Raw genomic sequence first — 19,293 nt, forward strand, 5'->3', positions numbered from 1 at the left:
GCCAGCTTTGAAGATGACAGTAAGAAAAAAAATGTATGCCGGCTTTTCGGCGGTTTTAGCCATTTTAGCGATCATTGTGGCCGTCGCTTATTATGAACTAAAAGTAATTGATAGCAGCTATTCGAAATTAATTGATCGAAATGTGCAAGAGTTACTATCGGTTCAAAAGTTGGAAATAGCTATCAAAAAAGAACAGGCGAGCCTACGCGGCTATTTAATTACCGGTGATGACACGTCATTAACAAATTTTGATAAAGCCCATGACGAATATGGACAATTGAGCAATCAGCTGAATCAAACGGTTGTGCGCAATGAAGCGAAAGAGCTGCTTTCGCAGTTGAATCAGCTGGAAACGGAATTTTATCAGTTCGGAAAAGAATTAATGCAGCTTAAGCAGCAAAACAATGTGCAACAGTATACGAATTTAGTGGCGACAAAAGGCCGAGAGTTGATGAAACAATTTGATGATACGGCCGATAAGCTAACGAGCTTAGAGCAGCGCTTATTGGATCAAAGCAATCATGCTAACTCTTTAAAGTCTGAGTCGGTGCAGCGCTGGATGGTCATTTACGGTCTTATCGCTATGGTTGTTGGCGTGATAGTGGCATGGTATATAAGCCGAATGATTTCCCGGCCGGTTGTGGCGTTATCTAAGGCGGCGCAACAAATTGCGGCAGGGGATCTTACGGGTGATGCCATTCGCATTAAAAATAGAGACGAGATTGGTGAGTTAGCTCGCTCGTTTAATGAGATGGCTGAAAATTTGCGTGAAGTGATACGCCAAGTAGCATTGAATGCTGAACAAGTAGCTGCATCGTCGGAGCAATTAACAGCAAGCGCTGAGCAGACAAGCAAAGCGACCGAGCAAATTACGGTCACGATGCAAGATGTCGCGTTAGGAGTCGAAAAGCAATCACAAAATGTCGAGGAAACATCGCAAACCATTCACGAAATGTCCCAAGGCATCCATCATATTGCGAACCGGACGCAAAATGTTGCGGAAATCGCAGGAGCGACTTCGGAAAAAGCATTAGAAGGAAGTTCTATTATCCGGACAGCAGTTGACCAAATGAACTCGATCAACGAAACGGTGACCCGTTTAGCTGATGTCATCAAAGGATTGGGAGAACGCTCTAATCAAATTGGACAAATTATTGAAGTGATTACAGGGATCGCTGAACAAACGAACTTGTTGGCGTTAAATGCGGCGATCGAGGCGGCGAGAGCAGGTGAACAAGGCCGCGGATTCGCTGTGGTCGCAGATGAAGTTCGGAAATTGGCGGAGCAATCAGCACAATCAGCGCAACAAATTTCGACATTGATTGCGGGAATCCAGCAAGAGACAAACGCTGCTGTCCAATCAATGGCAATGGCGACAAGCGAAACTTCTAGCGGTATTTCTGCAATCCGTACAGCAGGGCTATCATTTAAAGAGATTAAAGATTCTGTTCAACAACTCGCTGCGCAAATTCAGGAAGTTTCTTCTGCTGTGCAGCAGATGTCTGCGGGTGCTGACCAGATTGTGCAATCCATGCAATTAATGAGCCAGGTGGCGGAATCAGCAGCTGCGGGTACGCAGGAAGTTTCTGCAGCAACGGAAGAACAGCTTGCCTCCATGCAGGAAATTTCCGCTTCCGCTACAGCTTTATCGACTATGGCCGAAAACTTGCAGCACCTTATTCGAAAATTTAAAGTATCATAGTGTTGTGTTAGAAAGACAAACAGAGAATTGAGGATCCTGTCTTTAGGCAGGGTCCTTTTTCTATATGTGAACAAACAGGAAAAAAGAATGAAACTCTTTTTTCTTGTTTAAAATCGTGATAAAATGTCCTACACTTGGGTATAATAAACCAATGTGACATAACGGGTGCAGAAAGTAGTGATTCGCATGGGAGAAAGGCTTGTCGTTTTAATCGGACCAACGGCCGTAGGAAAAACAAAAATGAGCATTGAGCTGGCTAAACGTCTTAACGGCGAAATTATTAGCGGCGATTCGATGCAAATTTACAAAGGAATGGATATTGGCACGGCCAAAATTAAGCCGGAGGAAATGGAAGGGATTCCCCACCATTTAATCGATATTAAGGATCCGGCTGAATCGTTTTCCGTTGCTGAGTTTCAACAGCTCGTCCGCCCGTTGATCCGCGAGATTGCAAGACGAGGCAGATTGCCGATGATCGTTGGCGGAACCGGTCTTTACATTCAATCCGTCATTTATGACTACCACTTTTCCGATGCCCCCTCCGATGAAACATATCGTCGCCATTTGCAGCACATTGCGCAGGAAAATGGAGAAATGGTGCTTTACGAAAAACTAAAAGATGTCGATCCGAAAAGTGCAGAGCGAATTCATCCGCACAATGTCCGCCGCGTGATTCGCGCGCTTGAGGTTTACCATTGCACCGGGAAGACAATCACCGAGTGGCAAAAAACAGAGACGCCTGAACTTCTGTATGACGCGGTCATCGTCGGATTGACGATGGAGCGCGAGCAGCTATACCAGCGCATTAATGAACGAGTGGATCAAATGGTTGCAGAAGGACTGCTTGAAGAAGTGCGGGCCTTATATAAACGAGGCCTTCGCGATTGTCAATCGATTCAGGCGATCGGCTATAAAGAAATTTATGCATATTTAGATGGACACCTTTCGTTTGAGGAGGCAATCGAGCAGCTAAAACAAAATTCACGTCGTTACGCGAAACGACAATTGACATGGTTTCGCAATAAAATGGCGGTCAGATGGTTTGATATGACGGATTTCTCTAAATTTGCCGAAAAACGGGATGAAATTTTACAATACATAGAAGGAAAGCTTCAACAAAAAACGAATATATAAAGATAGGTAGAGAGAAAAAGAGGAGGCCAGTTCATGAAAACATCTATTAACATTCAAGATCAATTTTTAAACCAATTGCGCAAAGACGGCACGCAAGTTACCGTATTTTTGTTGAATGGATTTCAGCTGCGCGGCTTGGTAAGAGGATTTGATAATTTCACCGTGCTGTTAGAAGTCCAAGGGAAACAGCAGTTGATTTATAAACATGCTATTTCTACATTTGCTCCTGAAAAAAACGTTCAGCTTGAGATTCAATAAAAAAGCAGCAACAATCGCCTGCTCCGACTGGAGCAGGCGATTTTGTTTCGTAAAAGAGACGACAGCTGAATACAATAATAAAAATATCTCCTTATCAGACAGGGCGATGAATTTTTAGAAAAAGCATAGAATCTCTTTAGTTTCAACTTGCAATTTTTTGCTTATTTCTAGGCTATTGTCACAAATGGGCTAGAACAAACGTATACTGAAAAAGAATTATAACGATCACAAACGAAAGTGAAAAGGTTGAAGCGAGGTGACAACCGTTGTCAGAAGTAACGATGAATAAAGCAAAAGGGCAGATCAATATTGTACTAAACTCTAAAAATATGAATCATTTGGTGAAAGAGGAGCGCAAAGAAGGGATTGATTACGAGCAGCATGTTATATTGAAGGATATTCAAAGGGAATTTGATCAATTGATCGGTTTAGAAAATGTAAAAAAAATTGTAAAAGAAATTTATGCATGGCTATATATTAATAAAATGCGGAAAGAAAATGGATTAAAATCTAACAGGCAAGCGCTCCATATGATTTTTAAAGGGAATCCGGGGACGGGAAAGACAACCGTGGCCCGTTTGTTAGGAAAGTTGTTTTTTGAAATGAACGTGCTATCAAAAGGACATTTTATCGAAGCGGAACGTGCCGATTTAGTCGGCGAGTACATCGGACATACGGCGAATAAAACGCGCGATTTAATAAAAAAAGCGCGCGGCGGCATTTTGTTTATTGATGAGGCGTATTCCCTTGCGCGCGGCGGGGAAAAGGATTTCGGCAAAGAGGCCATCGATACATTAGTAAAAGGAATGGAGGACTATTGTGAAGATTTGGTCGTGATTTTAGCTGGTTATCCGGCGGAGATGGACTATTTTCTTTCCTTGAATCCAGGGCTTCCCTCACGCTTTCCGTTAATCATTGATTTTCCTGATTATACGGTCGATGAATTGGTCAGAATTGCAAAACAAATGCTGCAGGAGCGGGAATATGAGTTTACGTTTGAAGCAGAGCGGAAATTATATTACCACATTGAAGAACTGCTCCAAACGAAAAAAGAGAGGAAATTCAGCAATGGTCGCTATATTCGCAATTTAATTGAAAAAGCGATTCGCAAGCAAGCGGTTCGCCTGTTGTACGAAGGCCGTTACGATAAGAAAGAATTAACATTGATTCGCGATCGTGATTTAGTGTTGGGATCTTAAAAGGAAGGATATTCCCTTCCTTATTTTTTATTGCGGGAAGGAGTTTGAACCGTTATGTAGAATGTGGTAATATGAATAAAAATTCATAATTATTTTAATATTTAAAAAGGAGGGGGATACAATGTATTTAACGATTGGCGACGTTTTTTCACAAACGGTGAGGAAATTCCCGAAAAAAGAAGCGTTAGTCGATGTGAGAACGGGAGTACGTTACACATATGAACAGTGGGAGCTTGAAACGAACCGACTTGCAAACGCTTTCATTGAGATGGGAGTAAGAAAAGGTGACCGCATCTCGACTGTGTTGTTTAATACGAATGAATTTGCGACTGCATTTTTCGCCTGTGCGAAAATTGGTGCGGTGTTTAACCCGATTAATTTCCGTCTAAAATCCCAAGAAATCGCTTATATTTTAGAAGATGCAGCCCCAAAAATTGTTATATTTGAAAAAGCGGTAGAGTCGCAAATTGCTAGCATCCATGATCAATTTCCTCACATTTCCTTCTGGTATATTGATGAAGATACACCATCCTACGCTGTTAATTACCACGAACGCGTCAAAGCTGCTTCATCACAAATTTCACCAATTGATGTGTCAGAAAATGATCTTTACGCAATCATGTATACGAGTGGGACAACTGGAAGGCCAAAAGGAGTGATGCATCGCCATCGCGATATGGTTGAACAAAGCTTGATTTGCAACTCCGTTATGCGAATCCGTGAATTCGATCGCGGTCTCGTCGCTGCCCCGATGTTTCACTGCGCTGAATTGCATTGTTGTTTCCTGCCACGCGTTCATGCAGGGGCAGCCAATATCATCATCCATCACTTTGATCCAAAGAAAGTATTGAACGCGATCGCAACAGAGCGCATCACGGTTTTATTTGCTGCGCCAACGATGTGGAACATGATCTTGCAGGAGAAGCTTGACGAATATGATTTATCGTCGCTTCGCATTGGCTTATATGGCGCTGCCCCGATGGCTCCCGTTCTGGTCAAAGAGTGCAAAGAGCGGCTTGGAATCGACCTCATTCAGGCGTATGGAATGACGGAAATGGGGCCGGCAGTAACATTTTTATTCGAGGATGAGCAGCTGGCAAAAGCGGGCTCGGCGGGTCGAGCTTGCCTCAACCATGAAATCCGCATCGTAAAGCCAAGAGAAGACGGTCCGTCCGACCCAGACGATGTACTGCCGCCGGGGCAAGTTGGAGAAATCGTTGTCAAAGGACCATGCATGATGGCGGGCTATTACAATCGCGAAGAGGCGACCGAAAAAGCGATGTACAAAGGCTGGTACCATTCCGGCGATTTAGGATATATGGACGAAGAAGGCTATTTGTATGTCGCTGATCGCGTCGATGACATGATTATTAGCGGCGGTGAAAATGTGTATCCGCGCGAAGTGGAAGATGTGCTGTACGAGCATCATGGCGTGCTTGATGTCGCGGTGCTCGGCGAGCCGGATGAAATGTGGGGAGAAAAAGTGGTTGCTTTCATCGTTAGAAAAGGCGAGAACGTTACAGCGGAAGAACTGGAGCAATTTTGCAAAAACAGCGACCGTTTAGCCCCGTACAAACGGCCGCGCGCTTATTACTTTGTAGAAGCGCTGCCGCGAAACGCGAGCGGAAAAATCCAGAAATTTTTGCTTCGCGAGCAAATCCAAAAAGCGCAGCAATCGTAAGGAGCTGACAAAATGACAGCGGGTTATTTACGAGAAGAACATCATATTTTTCGGGATGCCTTCCGCAAATTTTTAGAAAAAGAAGCAGCCCCCCATTATTCGGAATGGGAAAAGCAAGGAATCATTCCCCGTGAATTTTGGCGAAAAATGGGCGAGCAGGGATTCCTCTGTCCGTGGGTCGAGGAAGCTTACGGAGGACTGGCTAGTGATTTTGGCTATTCGGTTGTCATGAACGAAGAATTGGAGAAAGTGGGCTCTAGTCTGGTCGGAATCGGTCTGCATAACGATATTGCCGTTCCTTATATCGCTTCTTACGGATCAGAGGAGCAGAAAAGAAAGTGGCTCCCTAAATGCGTGTCTGGAGAAATCATTACAGCGATCGCGATGACGGAGCCGGGAGCAGGGTCCGATTTAGCGGGCATCTCGACGACGGCAATTCGGCAGGGGGACTACTACGTCGTCAACGGGCAAAAAACATTTATTACAAACGGCATTCATGCGGATTTAGTCATCGTTGTCTGCAAAACCGATCCGCACGCAAAGCCGCCCCATAAAGGCATCAGCTTGCTTGCCGTGGAACGAGGGACGCCGGGGTTTTCGCGCGGCCGCAAGCTCGAAAAAGTCGGCCTTCACGGCCAGGACACGGCGGAGCTTTTTTTTGCGGATGCAAAAGTGCCAGCGGAAAACTTGCTCGGAGAGGAAGGAAAAGGATTCTATTATTTGATGGAAAAGCTGCAGCAAGAGCGCCTCGTCGTGGCGATTGCCGCGCAGACGGCTGCCGAGAGGATGTTTGAGCTGACGAAGCAATACGTCAAAGAGCGTTCCGCTTTTGGCAAGAAGATCAGCGAGTTTCAAACTGTTCAATTCCGCCTGGCGGAAATGGCGACGGAAATCGCATTAGGAAGAACGTTCCTCGATAGAATTATCGAGGAGCACATGCAAGGAAAAGACGTCGTTGCAGGCGTCTCGATGGCGAAATGGTGGATTACGGAAATGGCGAAGCGGGTGGCAGCAGAAAGCATGCAGCTTCATGGCGGTTATGGTTATATGGAAGAATACGAGATTGCAAGGCGTTACCGTGATATTCCGGTTAGCGCGATTTATGCTGGAACGAATGAAATTATGAAAACAATTATTGCTAAATATCTTGATCTTACTTAGAGGGAAGGGATTTGGTTTGTTAGACGGAGTGAAAGTGATTGATTTCTCTCACTATCTTCCTGGTCCATTCGCAAGCCTTCGTTTGGCCGATTTAGGGGCAGAAGTGTTAAAAATTGAGCCGCCAACGGGGGATATGATGCGAACACTTGCGGATGAATGTGTATTTCAAGCGAACAACGCAAGCAAACGAAGCATCGCTCTTAATCTAAAGGAAGAGAGAGATTTGGAGATTGCTAGGCAGTTGATTCGTCAAGCAGATATTATCATTGAGAGCTTTCGCCCCGGGGTGATGAAACGGCTCGGGTTAGGTTATGAAGAAGCTAGCCAGCTTAATCCAACGATTATTTACTGTTCGATTAGCGGCTATGGTCAACATAGCCAGCATGCCAAATTAGGAAGTCACGATTTGAACTATATGGCGATGACAGGGGTGTTAGTCCAATTGAAAGATCAAAATGGCCGCCCGGTTCACCCGACGATTACATTTGCTGATTTAATTGGCAGCCTTCATGCGGTCGAGCAAATTGTCGCTGCGTTATACGCTCGCGAGCGGACGGGCAGGGGGACCTATATCGACATTTCGTTAGTCGACGGACTGCTGTCGATGATGGCCAATCATTTTGCCATTGAGCATGAAACAAAAAATAAATCCGGTATCGACGTACTTGCGGGTACGATTGTTTCATATTATTTATACGAAACGAAAGACGGACGGTACGTTTCCTTTGCGGCGCTTGAAAAGAAGTTTTGGAAAAATTTTTGCCTCGCTGTACAGAAACCGGAATGGCTTGAGCACCAATATTCTCCAGCGAACGACGACAATGCTGTGTTTCAAGAACTTAAGCGCTTATTTCAAACAAAACCACTTAGGGAATGGATTGAGTTTGGCGAGCAAGTCGACTGTTGCTTAGCCCCTGTACTAGAAACGGACGAGGCCAAGTTATGGTTTTCCAATAACAGATATCGGAAAATGATTCATATGGACGACAAAAGAATCGAAGTAGCTACGCGGTATGATGATCATTTATTGAAGAAACGGTCGCGTGCGCCAAAGTTGAACGAACATGAACAAATGTTTACACATTCGGTGGGAGAGTGATCCGTAATGATGAATGTTCCATTAAATATTGCGTTGATGCTTGAACGGGCCGAAACATTTTTTCCGAAAAAGACGGTCATTTCCCGCATGAAACACGGGATTGTTCGCCATACGTACCGGGAAATCGGTGAGCGGACACGAAAGCTTGCCAGCGCCTTAAAACAGCTCGGCGTTCAGCCGGGGGAGCGCGTCGGGACGTTTGCTTGGAACCATCATCGCCATCTCGAAGCCTATTTTGCGATTCCAGGAATCGGCGCTGTTTTGCATACCATTAACATTCGCCTCTCGCCGCAGCATATCGCTTACATTATCAACCATGCGGACGATCGTGTGCTCCTCATTGACGATGATTTGCTTCCGCTCATTGAAAAAGTAAAAGATGACATTCCGAGCGTAAAAGCATTCATCATCATGACGGATGAAAGCGAGCTTCCGAACACGACGCTGTCCCCTGTCTACCATTATGAGGAACTATTAAAAGAGGGAGATGCCCGTTTTTCATTGGTGAAAGACATTGACGAGCACAGTCCGGCGGGAATGTGCTATACGTCGGCAACTACGGGAAATCCAAAAGGGATTTTGTATTCCCATCGCGCCATCGTGCTGCATAGTATGGCGCTCGGTCTTGCTGATAGCGCCGCATTGTCCGAATCGGATGTGGCGATGCCGGTCGTGCCGATGTTTCACGCCAATGCGTGGGGACTTCCGTTTGCCGCCGCCTGGTTTGGAACGACGCTCGTCATGCCTGGTGCAGCGTTTACGCCGCAAATCCTTGCGCAAATGATGGAAGCAGAGAAAGTGACGCTTGCCGCCGGCGTACCAACGGTTTGGCTCGGTCTATTAAACGAATTAGAGAAAGGGACATACGATTTAAGCAGCGTGACCCGGATTTTATGCGGCGGTTCGGCGGCGCCGAAGGGCATGATTCGCGCATTTGAAGAGAAATATCGCATCCCATTTATCCACGCATACGGCATGACAGAAACGAGTCCGCTTGTTGTGCTTTCTCGTCTGAAAAGTTATCAGCAGCATCTATCAGGGGATGAGAAACTCGATATTCGTGCGAAGCAAGGTTTCCTCGTTCCGGGAGTCGAAATGAAAGTCGTTGGTAAAGATGGCGATGTAGAGTGGAACGGGGCGGAAATGGGAGAGCTTTGTCTGCGCGGGCCGTGGATTGCCGATGAATATTATAACGATGAACGAAGCAAAGAGGCATTCCGCGATGGATGGCTGTATACAGGTGATGTAGTGACTGTGGATGAGGAAGGATTTATTAAAATTGTCGACCGCACAAAAGATGTGATTAAAAGCGGGGGAGAATGGATTTCTTCCGTCGATTTGGAAAATGCGCTCATGGCGCATGAAGCTATATTTGAGGCGGCAGTTGTCGCTGTGCCGCATCCGGAATGGCAAGAGCGCCCCATTGCTTGTGTTGTCGTAAAAGAAGGAAAAAGCGTGACAAAAGAGGAGCTGTACGACTTTTTAAGGCCGCAATTTGCAAAATGGTGGCTTCCAGACGACATTGTATTTATGAGCGAAATTCCGAAGACAAGCGTCGGAAAATTTTTGAAACTAAAATTGCGCGAACAATTACGGGATTATTTTGCAAATGTACAATAAGGGGGAACGAAAATGGCGCAAACAATCGCTGTCATCGGTGCAGGATTAATGGGAAGCGGCATCGCCCAGTCGCTGGCGATGGGAGGAAAAACGGTTTATTTATACGATATTTCCGATTCGGCGCTGGAAAAGGGGATTGCCTCCATTCAAAAAAGCCTTGCGCGGTTTGTAAAAGCGGGCAAGTATACGGAACAGGAAGCGGAGACCATACTTGGCCGCATTCAAACGAGCAAGATCTTACAAGAAGCGGTGAAAGATGCGGACGTTGTCATTGAAGCGGTTCCAGAAAATTTATCGCTGAAAAAACAAGTGTTTGAACAGCTGGACCGCCATGCGAAACGGGAAGCGATTTTAGCAACCAATACATCTGAGTTGAGCGTCACCGCTATTGCTTCTGCTACGAAGCGACCAAGTCAAGTTATCGGCATGCATTGGTTCAATCCTGCGCCAGTTATGAAACTCATTGAAATCGTAAAGGGAATCGCCACATCGGAACAAACCGTCGAGATGATCCAGCAATTATCCGAAGAGATCGGAAAAGAAACTGTGATCGTTAAAGACATGCAAGGGTTTGTCACAACGAGAGCGATTGCTGCTCATATGATTGAGTGTATCCGTATGTATGAAGAGGGAGTCGCTTCTGCTGAACATATTGATAAAGCGGTGCGCCTCGGCCTGAACTACCCGATGGGGCCGTTGGAGCTTGCCGATTTGGTTGGTTTAGATACGATGCTGCTTGTTAGTGAAAATATGACCGAGGCATACGGCGATCGTTTCCGCCCGCCGCAAACGCTGCGCAAGCTTGTGGAAGCAGGGCATTTAGGCAGAAAAACAGGAAAGGGATTTTACACCTATAACGAATGAAAGGGAGGCTCTCAATGCGGGAAGTAGTGATTGTCGAGGCGGTGCGTACACCTGTTGGCAAACGAAATGGCGTATTTCGCAATGTCCACCCGGTTCACCTTGCGGCTATTGTACTTGATGAAGTAATGAAGCGGGCTGAAATTGGTAAACACCTTGTAGAAGATGTTGTGATGGGCTGTGTGACGCCGATCGGCGAACAAGGATACAACATCGGGCGCCTTGCCGCGCTAGAAGCGGGTTTTCCGATTGAAGTGCCAGCGGTGCAAATCAATCGGATGTGCGGCTCTGGCCAGCAAGCGATTCATTTTGCGGCGCAAGAAATTCGCTCGGGCGATATGGATATTACGATTGCTGCTGGCGTCGAGAGCATGACGAAAGTGCCGATTTTAAGCGATGGGAATGAGCGAACCATTCCTCCATCGCTCCATGAAAAATACGAATTTGTACATCAAGGCATTTCCGCCGAATTGATTGCAGAAAAATACGGACTCACCCGCGAAGAGTTAGACGCCTATGCATATGAAAGCCACCAGCGAGCGCTGCGCGCGCAAGAACAACGATTATTTGCTCAGGAAATCGTGCCGGTGCGCGGAATTGATAAGGAAGGGAATGAGATAATAGTCGCAGCGGATGAAGGGCCGCGAAAAGATACATCGTTAGAAGCTCTTGCTCTGTTGCAGCCGGTATTTAAAAAAGATGGGAAAATAACAGCTGGAAATGCGAGCCAAATGAGCGACGGGGCCGCGGCTGCCTTGCTCATGGAACGGGATACAGCCCTTCAGCTCGGCTTAAAGCCAAAAGCAACAATCGTCGCCCAAACGGTCGTCGGCTCTGACCCGACGTATATGCTTGATGGGGTGATTCCGGCGACGAAAAAAGTGCTGCAAAAAGCGCAGCTGACGATTGATGAGATCGATCTGATCGAAATTAATGAGGCGTTCGCTCCCGTTGTGTTGGCATGGCAAAAAGAAATCGGCGCGCCGCTTTCGAAAGTGAATGTCAACGGTGGAGCGATCGCGTTAGGCCATCCGTTAGGGGCAACTGGGGTGAAGCTTATGACTTCTCTTGTCCACGAACTTGAGCGAAGAAAAGGGCGATACGGATTATTAACGATTTGCATCGGTCACGGAATGGCGACTGCGGCGATTATAGAACGGTGGGACGGGCAAAAATAAAAAGCAGTGCACGTAGCGCTGCTTTTTATTACGCTTCGATTTTTATTGATTTATTCGGCAGCTTCCAATTGTATGTGTACGATAAAATGCGCAAGGCGGCGACAACAATAAATAATAGATACAATCCAATCGGCGAGTTGGCGATTCCTGTTCCAACTGCGAATCCTGCCAAAATCGCCCATGCGGCGTAAATTTCTGCGCGGAGCACAAGCGGCTTTCGACCCGCTAGAACATCGCGGATAATGCCGCCCCCGCTTCCCGTTAAAACGGCCGCGACGATGACCGCACTCAACGGGTGGTTCATATTTTCGGCATATAAAGCACCTTGAATCGCGAATGCCGATAAGCCGAGCGCGTCAAAAAAATTCCCCCATCGCTGCCAATGCGGCAGCATTTTTTGCGGGAACAAATAAACCACTGTCATCGCAAACAGAGCGATATGAAATAGCATTCCTTGCTCCCAGAGCGCTGAAATTGGAACACCGATAAGCAAATTGCGGATCGCTCCGCCGCCAAAGGCAGTCACGATTCCGAGAATATAAATGCCAAGAATGTCATATTCTTCTTCCATTGCCACAATGGCACCGCTAATCGCAAACGCGACCGTACCAATAATACTTAATATTTCCCACGTCATACAACAGCAAGTCCTTTCCGATTCGTATTACCGTAAACATTTTAGAGAGAATGCATTAGAAAATCAACTATCATTTTGGAAAGATAGAGATTTTATGTGAGATTTGATATGATGAATGCAGGTTCATTCCGGTGATGACAGAAAGAAGGTGTCCATGTGCAAGAAATACAACGCAATATTCAAGAAAAAGTAGTGATTGTCGGCTGTCAACTCCCGAATGTTGACGACGAACGCTTCTCGTATTCAATGGAAGAACTCGCTTCCCTCGTCCATACAGCAAATGGCGAAGTGGTGATGGAACTGACACAAAAACGGGAAACGATTCATCCTGCTACATATATCGGAAAAGGGAAGGTAGAAGAACTCAGTCGGCTTGTCGAACAATTAGAACCAGAAGTTGTCATTTTTAATGACGAACTGTCTCCAAGCCAAAATCGCAATCTTTCCAGACTTTTAGGAACAAGGGTGATCGACCGCACACAGTTGATTTTAGATATATTTGCGCAACGGGCGCGGTCGAAAGAAGGTAAGCTGCAGGTTGAACTTGCCCAGTTGCAATATATACTGCCTCGCTTAGGAGGGCAAGGCGCTCAACTGTCTCGCCTCGGCGCGGGGATTGGGACGAGAGGACCTGGGGAAACGAAACTAGAAACGGACCGCCGCCACATTCGTCGCCGCATTGATGAGATTAAAGAACAATTAAAATCAGTCGTCGAACATCGGGAACGTTATCGTGAGCGCCGCAAGAAGAACCACGTATTTCAAATCGCCTTGGTCGGCTATACGAATGCGGGAAAATCGACGCTATTTAATCGTTTAACAAATGCGGACTCGTTTGAAGAAAATTTATTGTTTGCTACACTAGATCCACTCACTCGAAAAATGGCAATGCCAAGCGGCTATACAGCTCTTTTGACAGATACGGTCGGCTTTATACAAGATTTGCCGACGACTCTTGTCGCTGCTTTTCGTTCGACATTAGAAGAGGTAAAAGAAGCCGATTTAATTTTACATGTAGTAGACTCGTCCAATCCAGACTATATTCAGCACGAGGAGACCGTTTACAATTTGCTTGAAGAACTCGAAGTTTCGACGATTCCGGTAGTGGCAGTCTATAATAAGCGAGATATTGTACATCCCAATTTCGTTCCAAATCCATCGGTTCGTGCGATTTCTATTAGCGCGCTGAACGAAGGCGATGTACAAAAGCTGCGCCAGTTTATTGAAGAAGCGATGATCGAATCGATGGAGGCGTATACGGTAGCGGTTCCAGCGTATGAGGGGAAGCTTTTGGCTCAGCTGAAAGCCGAGACCATTTTGCGCCATTTTCATTACAACGAACAACAAGGTGTGTATGAATGCGAAGGATTTATATTGCCGACACACCCGCTTTATCCACAACTAAGAACCAATCAAAAATAGAAAGGGTTTTTGTTTTATGTTTCAACATTTAAGACACGGAGAAAAAATTGCTGCACTCGTGCGAGAAGTAGAAGAACAAATACAATCGGTTCATAGAGAAATCGAGGATCGCATCGACTATAACCAATATCGTGTTTTGCAAAGTTTCCGCCGCCATCAAGTAAGCGACGCGCATTTTATTCCATCAACAGGATACGGATATGATGACATTGGCCGCGATACGCTTGAAAAAATATATGCAGATGTTTTTGGCGGCGAAGCGGGGCTTGTTCGCCCGCAAATTATTTCCGGAACCCACGCCATTTCCATCGCGCTGTTTGGAATTCTTCGTCCGGGGGATGAGCTTCTTTACATTACCGGAAAGCCTTATGACACGCTTGAAGAAATTGTCGGCATTCGCGGAAGCGGGATCGGGTCTTTGAAAGAGTTTCACATCGGCTACAAAAGCGTCCCGCTTACCAAAGAAGGAAGAGTCGATTTTCAAGCGGTGAAACAGGCGATCAATGAACGGACAAAAATGATTGGCATCCAACGTTCAAAAGGCTACGATCCACGGCCTTCCTTTACGATCGAAGAGATTCAAGAAATGATTAAATTTGTGCGATCGGTAAAAAGAGATGTTGTTATATTTGTAGACAACTGCTATGGTGAATTTGTTGAAGAAAAAGAGCCATGTCATGTAGGCGCGGACGTCATTGCCGGTTCTCTTATTAAAAATCCGGGCGGTGGATTGGCGAAAACAGGAGGATATATCGTAGGGAAAAAAGAATATGTAGACATGTGTGCTTATCGGATGACATCGCCAGGAATCGGCGCGGAAGCGGGGGCTTCGCTTTACAGCTTGCCAGAAATGTATCAAGGATTTTTCATGGCGCCTCATATTGTCGGACAAGCGCTCAAAGGGGCGGTGTTTACATCGGCGATGCTTGAGCGTATCGGCATGAATACTTATCCGACATGGAACGCCAAACGAACAGACTTAATTCAGTCGGTGCAATTCGATGATCCGGATCAAATGATTGCATTTTGTCAAGCGATTCAATTCGCTTCGCCAGTCAATTCTCATTTTACGCCGTACCCGAACTATATGCCGGGATATGAAGATGATGTCATTATGGCAGCCGGAACGTTTATCCAAGGGGCGAGCATTGAACTGACAGCAGATGGACCGATTCGTCCGCCATATGTCGCGTATGTACAAGGAGGATTGACGTACTCCCATGTAAAAATTGCCGTTTGTACAGCGCTTGATCAGCTTATTGAGAAGCAGCTCATTTCTTTGTGAGGAAATATAACATTTTATTGACATATTATGTAACATTATAATAAAATGAAAATATACAAATTAAAGGAGGCGTTTGACATGAGTAGCAACATTCGTCGCTCGATGCCATTGTTTCCGATCGGCATTGTGATGCAATTAACTGAGTTGTCTGCTCGTCAAATCCGCTATTACGAAGAACATGGTCTCGTTTCTCCTGCTAGAACGGAAGGAAATCGGCGTCTTTTTTCATTTAATGATGTCGATCGTCTTCTTGAAATAAAAGATTTAATTGATCAAGGTGTAAATTTAGCTGGCATTAAACAAATTTTTGCCAGTCGTCAATCTAGCGCGCAACAGGAGCCGATTGAGAAAGTTGAAAAAGTGGTAAAGCAGCAATTATCGGACGAAGAGTTGCGAAAGCTGCTGCGAGCAGAGCTGCTGCAAGCGGGCCGTTTTAACCGAGCTTCGCTTCGTCAAGGAGATATTGCTCGCTTTTTCCATTAATGATGTTAGGTTGTATATTTTTAATCATAAATACCTAGGGAGGGGTTTGTGTGACGAAGTACACAAGAGAAGACATCATCCGCATTGTCAAGGAAGAAAACGTCAAATATATCCGCCTGCAGTTTACGGATATTTTAGGCACGATTAAAAATGTTGAGATTCCAATCAGCCAGCTCGAAAAAGCGTTAGACAACAAAATGATGTTTGACGGTTCCTCGATTGAAGGATTCGTTCGCATCGAAGAATCGGATATGTATTTATATCCAGATTTAGATACGTTTGTTATTTTCCCTTGGACCGCTGAAAAAGGAAAAGTAGCCCGATTTATTTGCGATATCTATAACCCCGATGGGACTCCGTTTGAAGGTTGCCCTCGCTACAACTTAAAACGGATGTTAAAAGAAATGGAAGCTTTAGGATTTACGGCTTTTAACTTGGGGCCAGAGCCGGAATTTTTCTTGTTCAAACTTGATGAAAAGGGAAATCCTACGCTGGAATTGAATGACAACGGCGGTTATTTCGATTTGGCGCCAACCGATTTAGGAGAAAACTGCCGTCGCGACATCGTGCTGGAATTGGAAGAAATGGGATTTGAAATTGAGGCTTCTCACCATGAAGTAGCCCCTGGTCAACATGAGATTGATTTTAAATACGCCAATGCAGTAAAGGCTTGCGATGACATCCAAACATTTAAGCTTGTCGTCAAGACTGTGGCACGCAAACACGGTTTGCATGCGACCTTTATGCCAAAGCCGCTATTTGGCGTGAACGGTTCAGGAATGCACTGCAATTTATCTTTGTTTAAAAATAATGAGAACGCATTTTTCGATCCAAACGGCGATTTACAATTAAGTGATGTCGCTCGCCAGTTTATCGCAGGTGTTTTGAAACATGCGCCAAACTTTACGGCAGTCACGAACCCAACTGTAAATTCATACAAACGCCTCGTTCCAGGGTACGAAGCGCCTTGCTATGTTGCTTGGTCCGCTCGCAACCGCAGCCCGCTTATTCGCATTCCAGCTTCCCGCGGCATGAGTACGCGCATTGAAGTTCGCAGCGTCGACCCTGCAGCGAATCCATATTTAGCGATGGCGGTATTGCTTGCGGCCGGATTGGACGGAGTTAAAAATAAACTAACACCTCCAGCACCAGTAGATCGCAACATTTATGTAATGACGAAAGAAGAGCGCTTAGAAGAGGGAATTGTCGATTTGCCAGCAACGTTAGCAGAAGCATTGCAAAACTTAAAATCGGATGAAGTCATCATAAACGCTTTAGGAAGACATTTGTTTGAACACTTTGTTGAGGCGAAAGAAATTGAATGGGATATGTTCCGCACTGCCGTTCATCAATGGGAGCGCGACCAATACATGTCCTTATATTAAATAAAGAAGGCTATCTCACTAGCGAGATAGCCTTCTTTGTTTTTCTGATTACTGAATCATACGGTAAACGCCAATGACTTTTCCAAGAATCGTTACATCTTTTACGATAATAGGCTCCATATGGGAGTTTTCCGGTTGAAGGCGAATATAGCCTTTTTCTTTAAAAAAGCGCTTAACGGTCGCTTCATGTTCTTCTGTCATAGCGACAACAATATCTCCGTTATTGGCTGATTGTTGCTGACGGACGATTACATAATCGCCATCCAAAATGCCTGCCTCAATCATGCTGTCTCCCATGATTTCAAGCATAAATACTTGCTCGTCCGAAGAAACAAATCGCCCCGGAAGCGGAAAATAATCTTCTACATTTTCTACTGCGGTAATCGGCTGCCCTGCGGTTACTTTTCCGATAATAGGAACGTTGATCACATCGCTCTGCTGCATAAATGAGGTGAAGTTAGGATCAAGTATTTCGATCGCGCGGGGCTTGGTCGGGTCGCGGCGAATGTACCCTTTGCTTTCGAGCCGTTCTAAATGTCCGTGCACCGTTGAGCTAGAGGCAAGTCCGACCGCTTCGCCAATTTCACGAACGGAAGGAGGGTATCCTTTTGTTTTAACCTCTTTTTTAATAAAGTCTAAAATTTGTTGTTGGCGTTTAGACAATTTGGTCATGTTACACACCTCTTACTCGTCGTTTTTTTCATTATAACATGTAAGAAACGAAAAAACAAACATAAGTTCGAAAAGGGGGTTGACACAAACAAACGTTCTATCTATAATAAAAAACAAAAAACCGAACAAATATTCTGGAGGAGTGGTAGAGGATGAAACTGATCCATTATCTCGTATTTTCTTTTCTATCATTCATGTTATTAGCAGGCTTTTTCTACGCGAGCAATCCTGTTCCAAAAGAAAAATACCTTCAAATCACCGTCACTTCTGGGGACACACTTTGGGGATTAGCCAACGAATACCGGCCTTCACATCATCTTTCGACCGATGAGTTCATCGAATGGGTGATGGATGTCAACCATTTATCAAATGAAAACATTGTAGCAGGTGAAAAACTAGTGATTCCCGTGTTAAAATCAGAAGTGAATAAAGGACTAGTTGTCACTAAGTAACGATGGAGATGATCCGATGAAAGCGGTCATTTACTGCCGTGTGAGCACGGAAAAGGAAGCGCAAGAAACATCACTTGAGAGACAGCGTATAGAACTGGAGCGTCTTGCTGAACAATACGGCTTTCAAGTAGTTAAGGTAATTATGGAGCAAGCAAGCGGATATGAAATTGAGCGAGACGGGGTACTAGAATTGCTCCATTTTTTGAAAGAAGAAGCGATCGATGCCGTTTTAATTCAAGATGAGACAAGGCTCGGCCGCGGGAATGCGCGAATTGCTCTGCTTCATTGTATTCAAAAAGAAGGGGCTAAATTATATACGGTGAGCCACAACGGAGAAATGCAACTGTCAGAGGCTGATTCCATGGTGCTTAACATCCTCAGCATCGTGGAAGAATACCAGCGAAAAATACATAATTTGAAGATTAAGCGAGGCATGCAAAAAGCGATAGAGCGCGGATATCGTCCAGAGCGAAACTTGAAAAACTTGGGGGACCACGCAGGAAGAGAAAAGATGGAACTTCCAATTGAGGAAATTGTTCGCCTTCGCCGCAACGGTCTAACGTTTGCAGAAATCGCAGCGACGTTACGCGGCTTTGGTTATGAGGTGTCAAAAGCGACTGTTCATCGAAGGTATCAGGAATACAGTCAGGATATGCAGTAAATACCGTTGCCAACCGCTCCTTTCTTTAGTAAGATGGTTGCATGAGATGTAAAATAGGTGGAGTGAAACGATGTTATCAAAACAAAAAATCGCACGAATCAATGAGTTAGCGAAAAAAGCGAAAGCAACAGGATTAACGGAGGAGGAGCAAAAAGAACAGCAAATGCTTCGAAAGGAGTACCTTCAGGCGTTTCGCCAAGCGGTAACCGATACGCTTCATTCCGTGAAAATTGTCGATCCAAACGGAAATGATGTCACGCCTAAAAAATTAAAAGAAAGCCAGAAAAAGCGGCTTCATTAATAATTACGGCCAAAAGAAAGCATCTTAAAGAATGGATGCTTTCTTTTTTTGAAAAGAAACATTGTACATTTTCCCTGTCTTTCTATATGATAGAGATGATAC

19 protein-coding genes are annotated in these 19,293 nt (G+C 45.2%); 17 read left to right on the forward strand and 2 right to left on the reverse strand.

The features are described from left to right. The first annotated feature begins 13 nt into the window (after positions 1-13). From N667_RS0106290 to N667_RS0106335, 10 genes are all read left to right on the forward strand, one after another. A complete protein-coding gene (locus N667_RS0106290) occupies positions 14-1,702 on the forward strand; it encodes a methyl-accepting chemotaxis protein (protein ID WP_232223884.1) in 1,689 nt (562 codons plus the stop codon). Positions 1,703-1,888: 186 nt separating this feature from the next. Further along, a complete protein-coding gene (miaA, locus tag N667_RS0106295; protein WP_027408788.1) occupies positions 1,889-2,836 on the forward strand; it encodes a tRNA (adenosine(37)-N6)-dimethylallyltransferase MiaA in 948 nt (315 codons plus the stop codon). Positions 2,837-2,869: 33 nt separating this feature from the next. Beyond that, a complete protein-coding gene (hfq, locus tag N667_RS0106300) occupies positions 2,870-3,094 on the forward strand; it encodes an RNA chaperone Hfq (RefSeq protein WP_027408789.1) in 225 nt (74 codons plus the stop codon). Between the two features lie 266 nt (positions 3,095-3,360). Further along, the gene (spoVK, locus tag N667_RS0106305) at positions 3,361-4,293 is read left to right on the forward strand and encodes a stage V sporulation protein K (RefSeq protein WP_027408790.1); all 933 of its coding nucleotides are present in this window, start codon (positions 3,361-3,363) and stop codon (positions 4,291-4,293) included. Positions 4,294-4,414: 121 nt separating this feature from the next. Beyond that, the gene (locus N667_RS0106310; RefSeq protein WP_027408791.1) at positions 4,415-5,974 is read left to right on the forward strand and encodes a fatty acid--CoA ligase; all 1,560 of its coding nucleotides are present in this window, start codon (positions 4,415-4,417) and stop codon (positions 5,972-5,974) included. Positions 5,975-5,986: 12 nt separating this feature from the next. Next, complete coding sequence (locus N667_RS0106315) at positions 5,987-7,135, forward strand: acyl-CoA dehydrogenase family protein (protein ID WP_027408792.1); 1,149 nt, start codon at positions 5,987-5,989, stop codon at positions 7,133-7,135. Positions 7,136-7,151: 16 nt separating this feature from the next. Further along, positions 7,152-8,234 carry a CaiB/BaiF CoA transferase family protein gene (locus tag N667_RS0106320; RefSeq protein WP_027408793.1) on the forward strand — a complete coding sequence of 361 codons (1,083 nt, stop codon included), beginning with the start codon at positions 7,152-7,154 and terminating at the stop codon, positions 8,232-8,234. Between the two features lie 6 nt (positions 8,235-8,240). Beyond that, a complete protein-coding gene (locus N667_RS0106325) occupies positions 8,241-9,854 on the forward strand; it encodes a long-chain fatty acid--CoA ligase (protein WP_027408794.1) in 1,614 nt (537 codons plus the stop codon). Between the two features lie 12 nt (positions 9,855-9,866). Continuing rightward, complete coding sequence (locus tag N667_RS0106330; RefSeq protein WP_027408795.1) at positions 9,867-10,718, forward strand: 3-hydroxyacyl-CoA dehydrogenase family protein; 852 nt, start codon at positions 9,867-9,869, stop codon at positions 10,716-10,718. A 14-nt stretch (positions 10,719-10,732) separates the two neighbouring features. Continuing rightward, on the forward strand, positions 10,733-11,893 hold the full coding sequence (locus N667_RS0106335) for a thiolase family protein (protein ID WP_027408796.1): 1,161 nt from the start codon (positions 10,733-10,735) through the stop codon (positions 11,891-11,893). A 28-nt stretch (positions 11,894-11,921) separates the two neighbouring features. On the opposite strand, the gene N667_RS0106340 is transcribed toward N667_RS0106335, so the two are convergent. Next, a complete protein-coding gene (locus tag N667_RS0106340; protein WP_027408797.1) occupies positions 11,922-12,530 on the reverse strand; it encodes a trimeric intracellular cation channel family protein in 609 nt (202 codons plus the stop codon). A gap of 165 nt (positions 12,531-12,695) precedes the next feature. Here N667_RS0106340 and hflX point away from each other — a divergent pair, with 165 nt between their 5' ends. The 4 genes from hflX to glnA all read left to right on the forward strand — a co-directional run bounded on the left by hflX (position 12,696) and on the right by glnA (position 17,105). Next, positions 12,696-13,952 (forward strand): GTPase HflX, encoded by a 1,257-nt coding sequence (gene hflX / locus N667_RS0106345; protein WP_035098258.1) that lies wholly within the window; start codon positions 12,696-12,698, stop codon positions 13,950-13,952. A gap of 16 nt (positions 13,953-13,968) precedes the next feature. Then, a complete protein-coding gene (locus N667_RS0106350; protein ID WP_027408799.1) occupies positions 13,969-15,237 on the forward strand; it encodes an aminotransferase class I/II-fold pyridoxal phosphate-dependent enzyme in 1,269 nt (422 codons plus the stop codon). 78 nt (positions 15,238-15,315) lie between these two features. Next, positions 15,316-15,720 (forward strand): MerR family transcriptional regulator, encoded by a 405-nt coding sequence (locus tag N667_RS0106355; RefSeq protein WP_027408800.1) that lies wholly within the window; start codon positions 15,316-15,318, stop codon positions 15,718-15,720. 50 nt (positions 15,721-15,770) lie between these two features. Continuing rightward, positions 15,771-17,105 (forward strand): type I glutamate--ammonia ligase, encoded by a 1,335-nt coding sequence (gene glnA / locus N667_RS0106360; RefSeq protein WP_027408801.1) that lies wholly within the window; start codon positions 15,771-15,773, stop codon positions 17,103-17,105. A gap of 48 nt (positions 17,106-17,153) precedes the next feature. On the opposite strand, the gene lexA is transcribed toward glnA, so the two are convergent. Then, complete coding sequence (lexA, locus tag N667_RS0106365; RefSeq protein ID WP_027408802.1) at positions 17,154-17,777, reverse strand: transcriptional repressor LexA; 624 nt, start codon at positions 17,775-17,777, stop codon at positions 17,154-17,156. Positions 17,778-17,929: 152 nt separating this feature from the next. Between lexA and yneA the strand changes: the two genes are divergently transcribed. From yneA to N667_RS0106380, 3 genes are all read left to right on the forward strand, one after another. Next, the gene (gene yneA, locus N667_RS0106370; RefSeq protein WP_027408803.1) at positions 17,930-18,229 is read left to right on the forward strand and encodes a cell division suppressor protein YneA; all 300 of its coding nucleotides are present in this window, start codon (positions 17,930-17,932) and stop codon (positions 18,227-18,229) included. A gap of 16 nt (positions 18,230-18,245) precedes the next feature. Then, positions 18,246-18,890 carry a recombinase family protein gene (locus N667_RS0106375; RefSeq protein ID WP_027408804.1) on the forward strand — a complete coding sequence of 215 codons (645 nt, stop codon included), beginning with the start codon at positions 18,246-18,248 and terminating at the stop codon, positions 18,888-18,890. Positions 18,891-18,960: 70 nt separating this feature from the next. Further along, complete coding sequence (locus tag N667_RS0106380) at positions 18,961-19,191, forward strand: DUF896 domain-containing protein (protein ID WP_027408805.1); 231 nt, start codon at positions 18,961-18,963, stop codon at positions 19,189-19,191. Positions 19,192-19,293 lie beyond the last annotated feature (102 nt).

Origin of the sequence: Anoxybacillus tepidamans PS2, from assembly GCF_000620165.1 — a bacterium.
Classification (GTDB): Bacteria; Bacillota; Bacilli; order Bacillales; family Anoxybacillaceae; genus Anoxybacteroides; species Anoxybacteroides tepidamans_A.

Excerpts from the sequence above, each read along its gene's own strand:
- N667_RS0106355 (WP_027408800.1), top strand. The coding sequence starts at position 15,316 with ATGAGTAGCAACATTCGTCGCTCGATGCCATTGTTTCCGATCGGCATT.
- N667_RS0106310 (WP_027408791.1), top strand. The coding sequence starts at position 4,415 with ATGTATTTAACGATTGGCGACGTTTTTTCACAAACGGTGAGGAAATTC.
- N667_RS0106290 (WP_232223884.1), top strand. The coding sequence starts at position 14 with ATGACAGTAAGAAAAAAAATGTATGCCGGCTTTTCGGCGGTTTTAGCC.
- N667_RS0106350 (WP_027408799.1), top strand. The coding sequence starts at position 13,969 with ATGTTTCAACATTTAAGACACGGAGAAAAAATTGCTGCACTCGTGCGA.
- N667_RS0106335 (WP_027408796.1), top strand. The coding sequence starts at position 10,733 with ATGCGGGAAGTAGTGATTGTCGAGGCGGTGCGTACACCTGTTGGCAAA.
- N667_RS0106330 (WP_027408795.1), top strand. The coding sequence starts at position 9,867 with ATGGCGCAAACAATCGCTGTCATCGGTGCAGGATTAATGGGAAGCGGC.
- N667_RS0106380 (WP_027408805.1), top strand. The coding sequence starts at position 18,961 with ATGTTATCAAAACAAAAAATCGCACGAATCAATGAGTTAGCGAAAAAA.
- N667_RS0106325 (WP_027408794.1), top strand. The coding sequence starts at position 8,241 with ATGATGAATGTTCCATTAAATATTGCGTTGATGCTTGAACGGGCCGAA.
- lexA (WP_027408802.1), bottom strand. The coding sequence starts at position 17,777 with ATGACCAAATTGTCTAAACGCCAACAACAAATTTTAGACTTTATTAAA.
- N667_RS0106375 (WP_027408804.1), top strand. The coding sequence starts at position 18,246 with ATGAAAGCGGTCATTTACTGCCGTGTGAGCACGGAAAAGGAAGCGCAA.
- miaA (WP_027408788.1), top strand. The coding sequence starts at position 1,889 with ATGGGAGAAAGGCTTGTCGTTTTAATCGGACCAACGGCCGTAGGAAAA.
- yneA (WP_027408803.1), top strand. The coding sequence starts at position 17,930 with ATGAAACTGATCCATTATCTCGTATTTTCTTTTCTATCATTCATGTTA.
- hfq (WP_027408789.1), top strand. The coding sequence starts at position 2,870 with ATGAAAACATCTATTAACATTCAAGATCAATTTTTAAACCAATTGCGC.
- N667_RS0106340 (WP_027408797.1), bottom strand. The coding sequence starts at position 12,530 with ATGACGTGGGAAATATTAAGTATTATTGGTACGGTCGCGTTTGCGATT.
- N667_RS0106315 (WP_027408792.1), top strand. The coding sequence starts at position 5,987 with ATGACAGCGGGTTATTTACGAGAAGAACATCATATTTTTCGGGATGCC.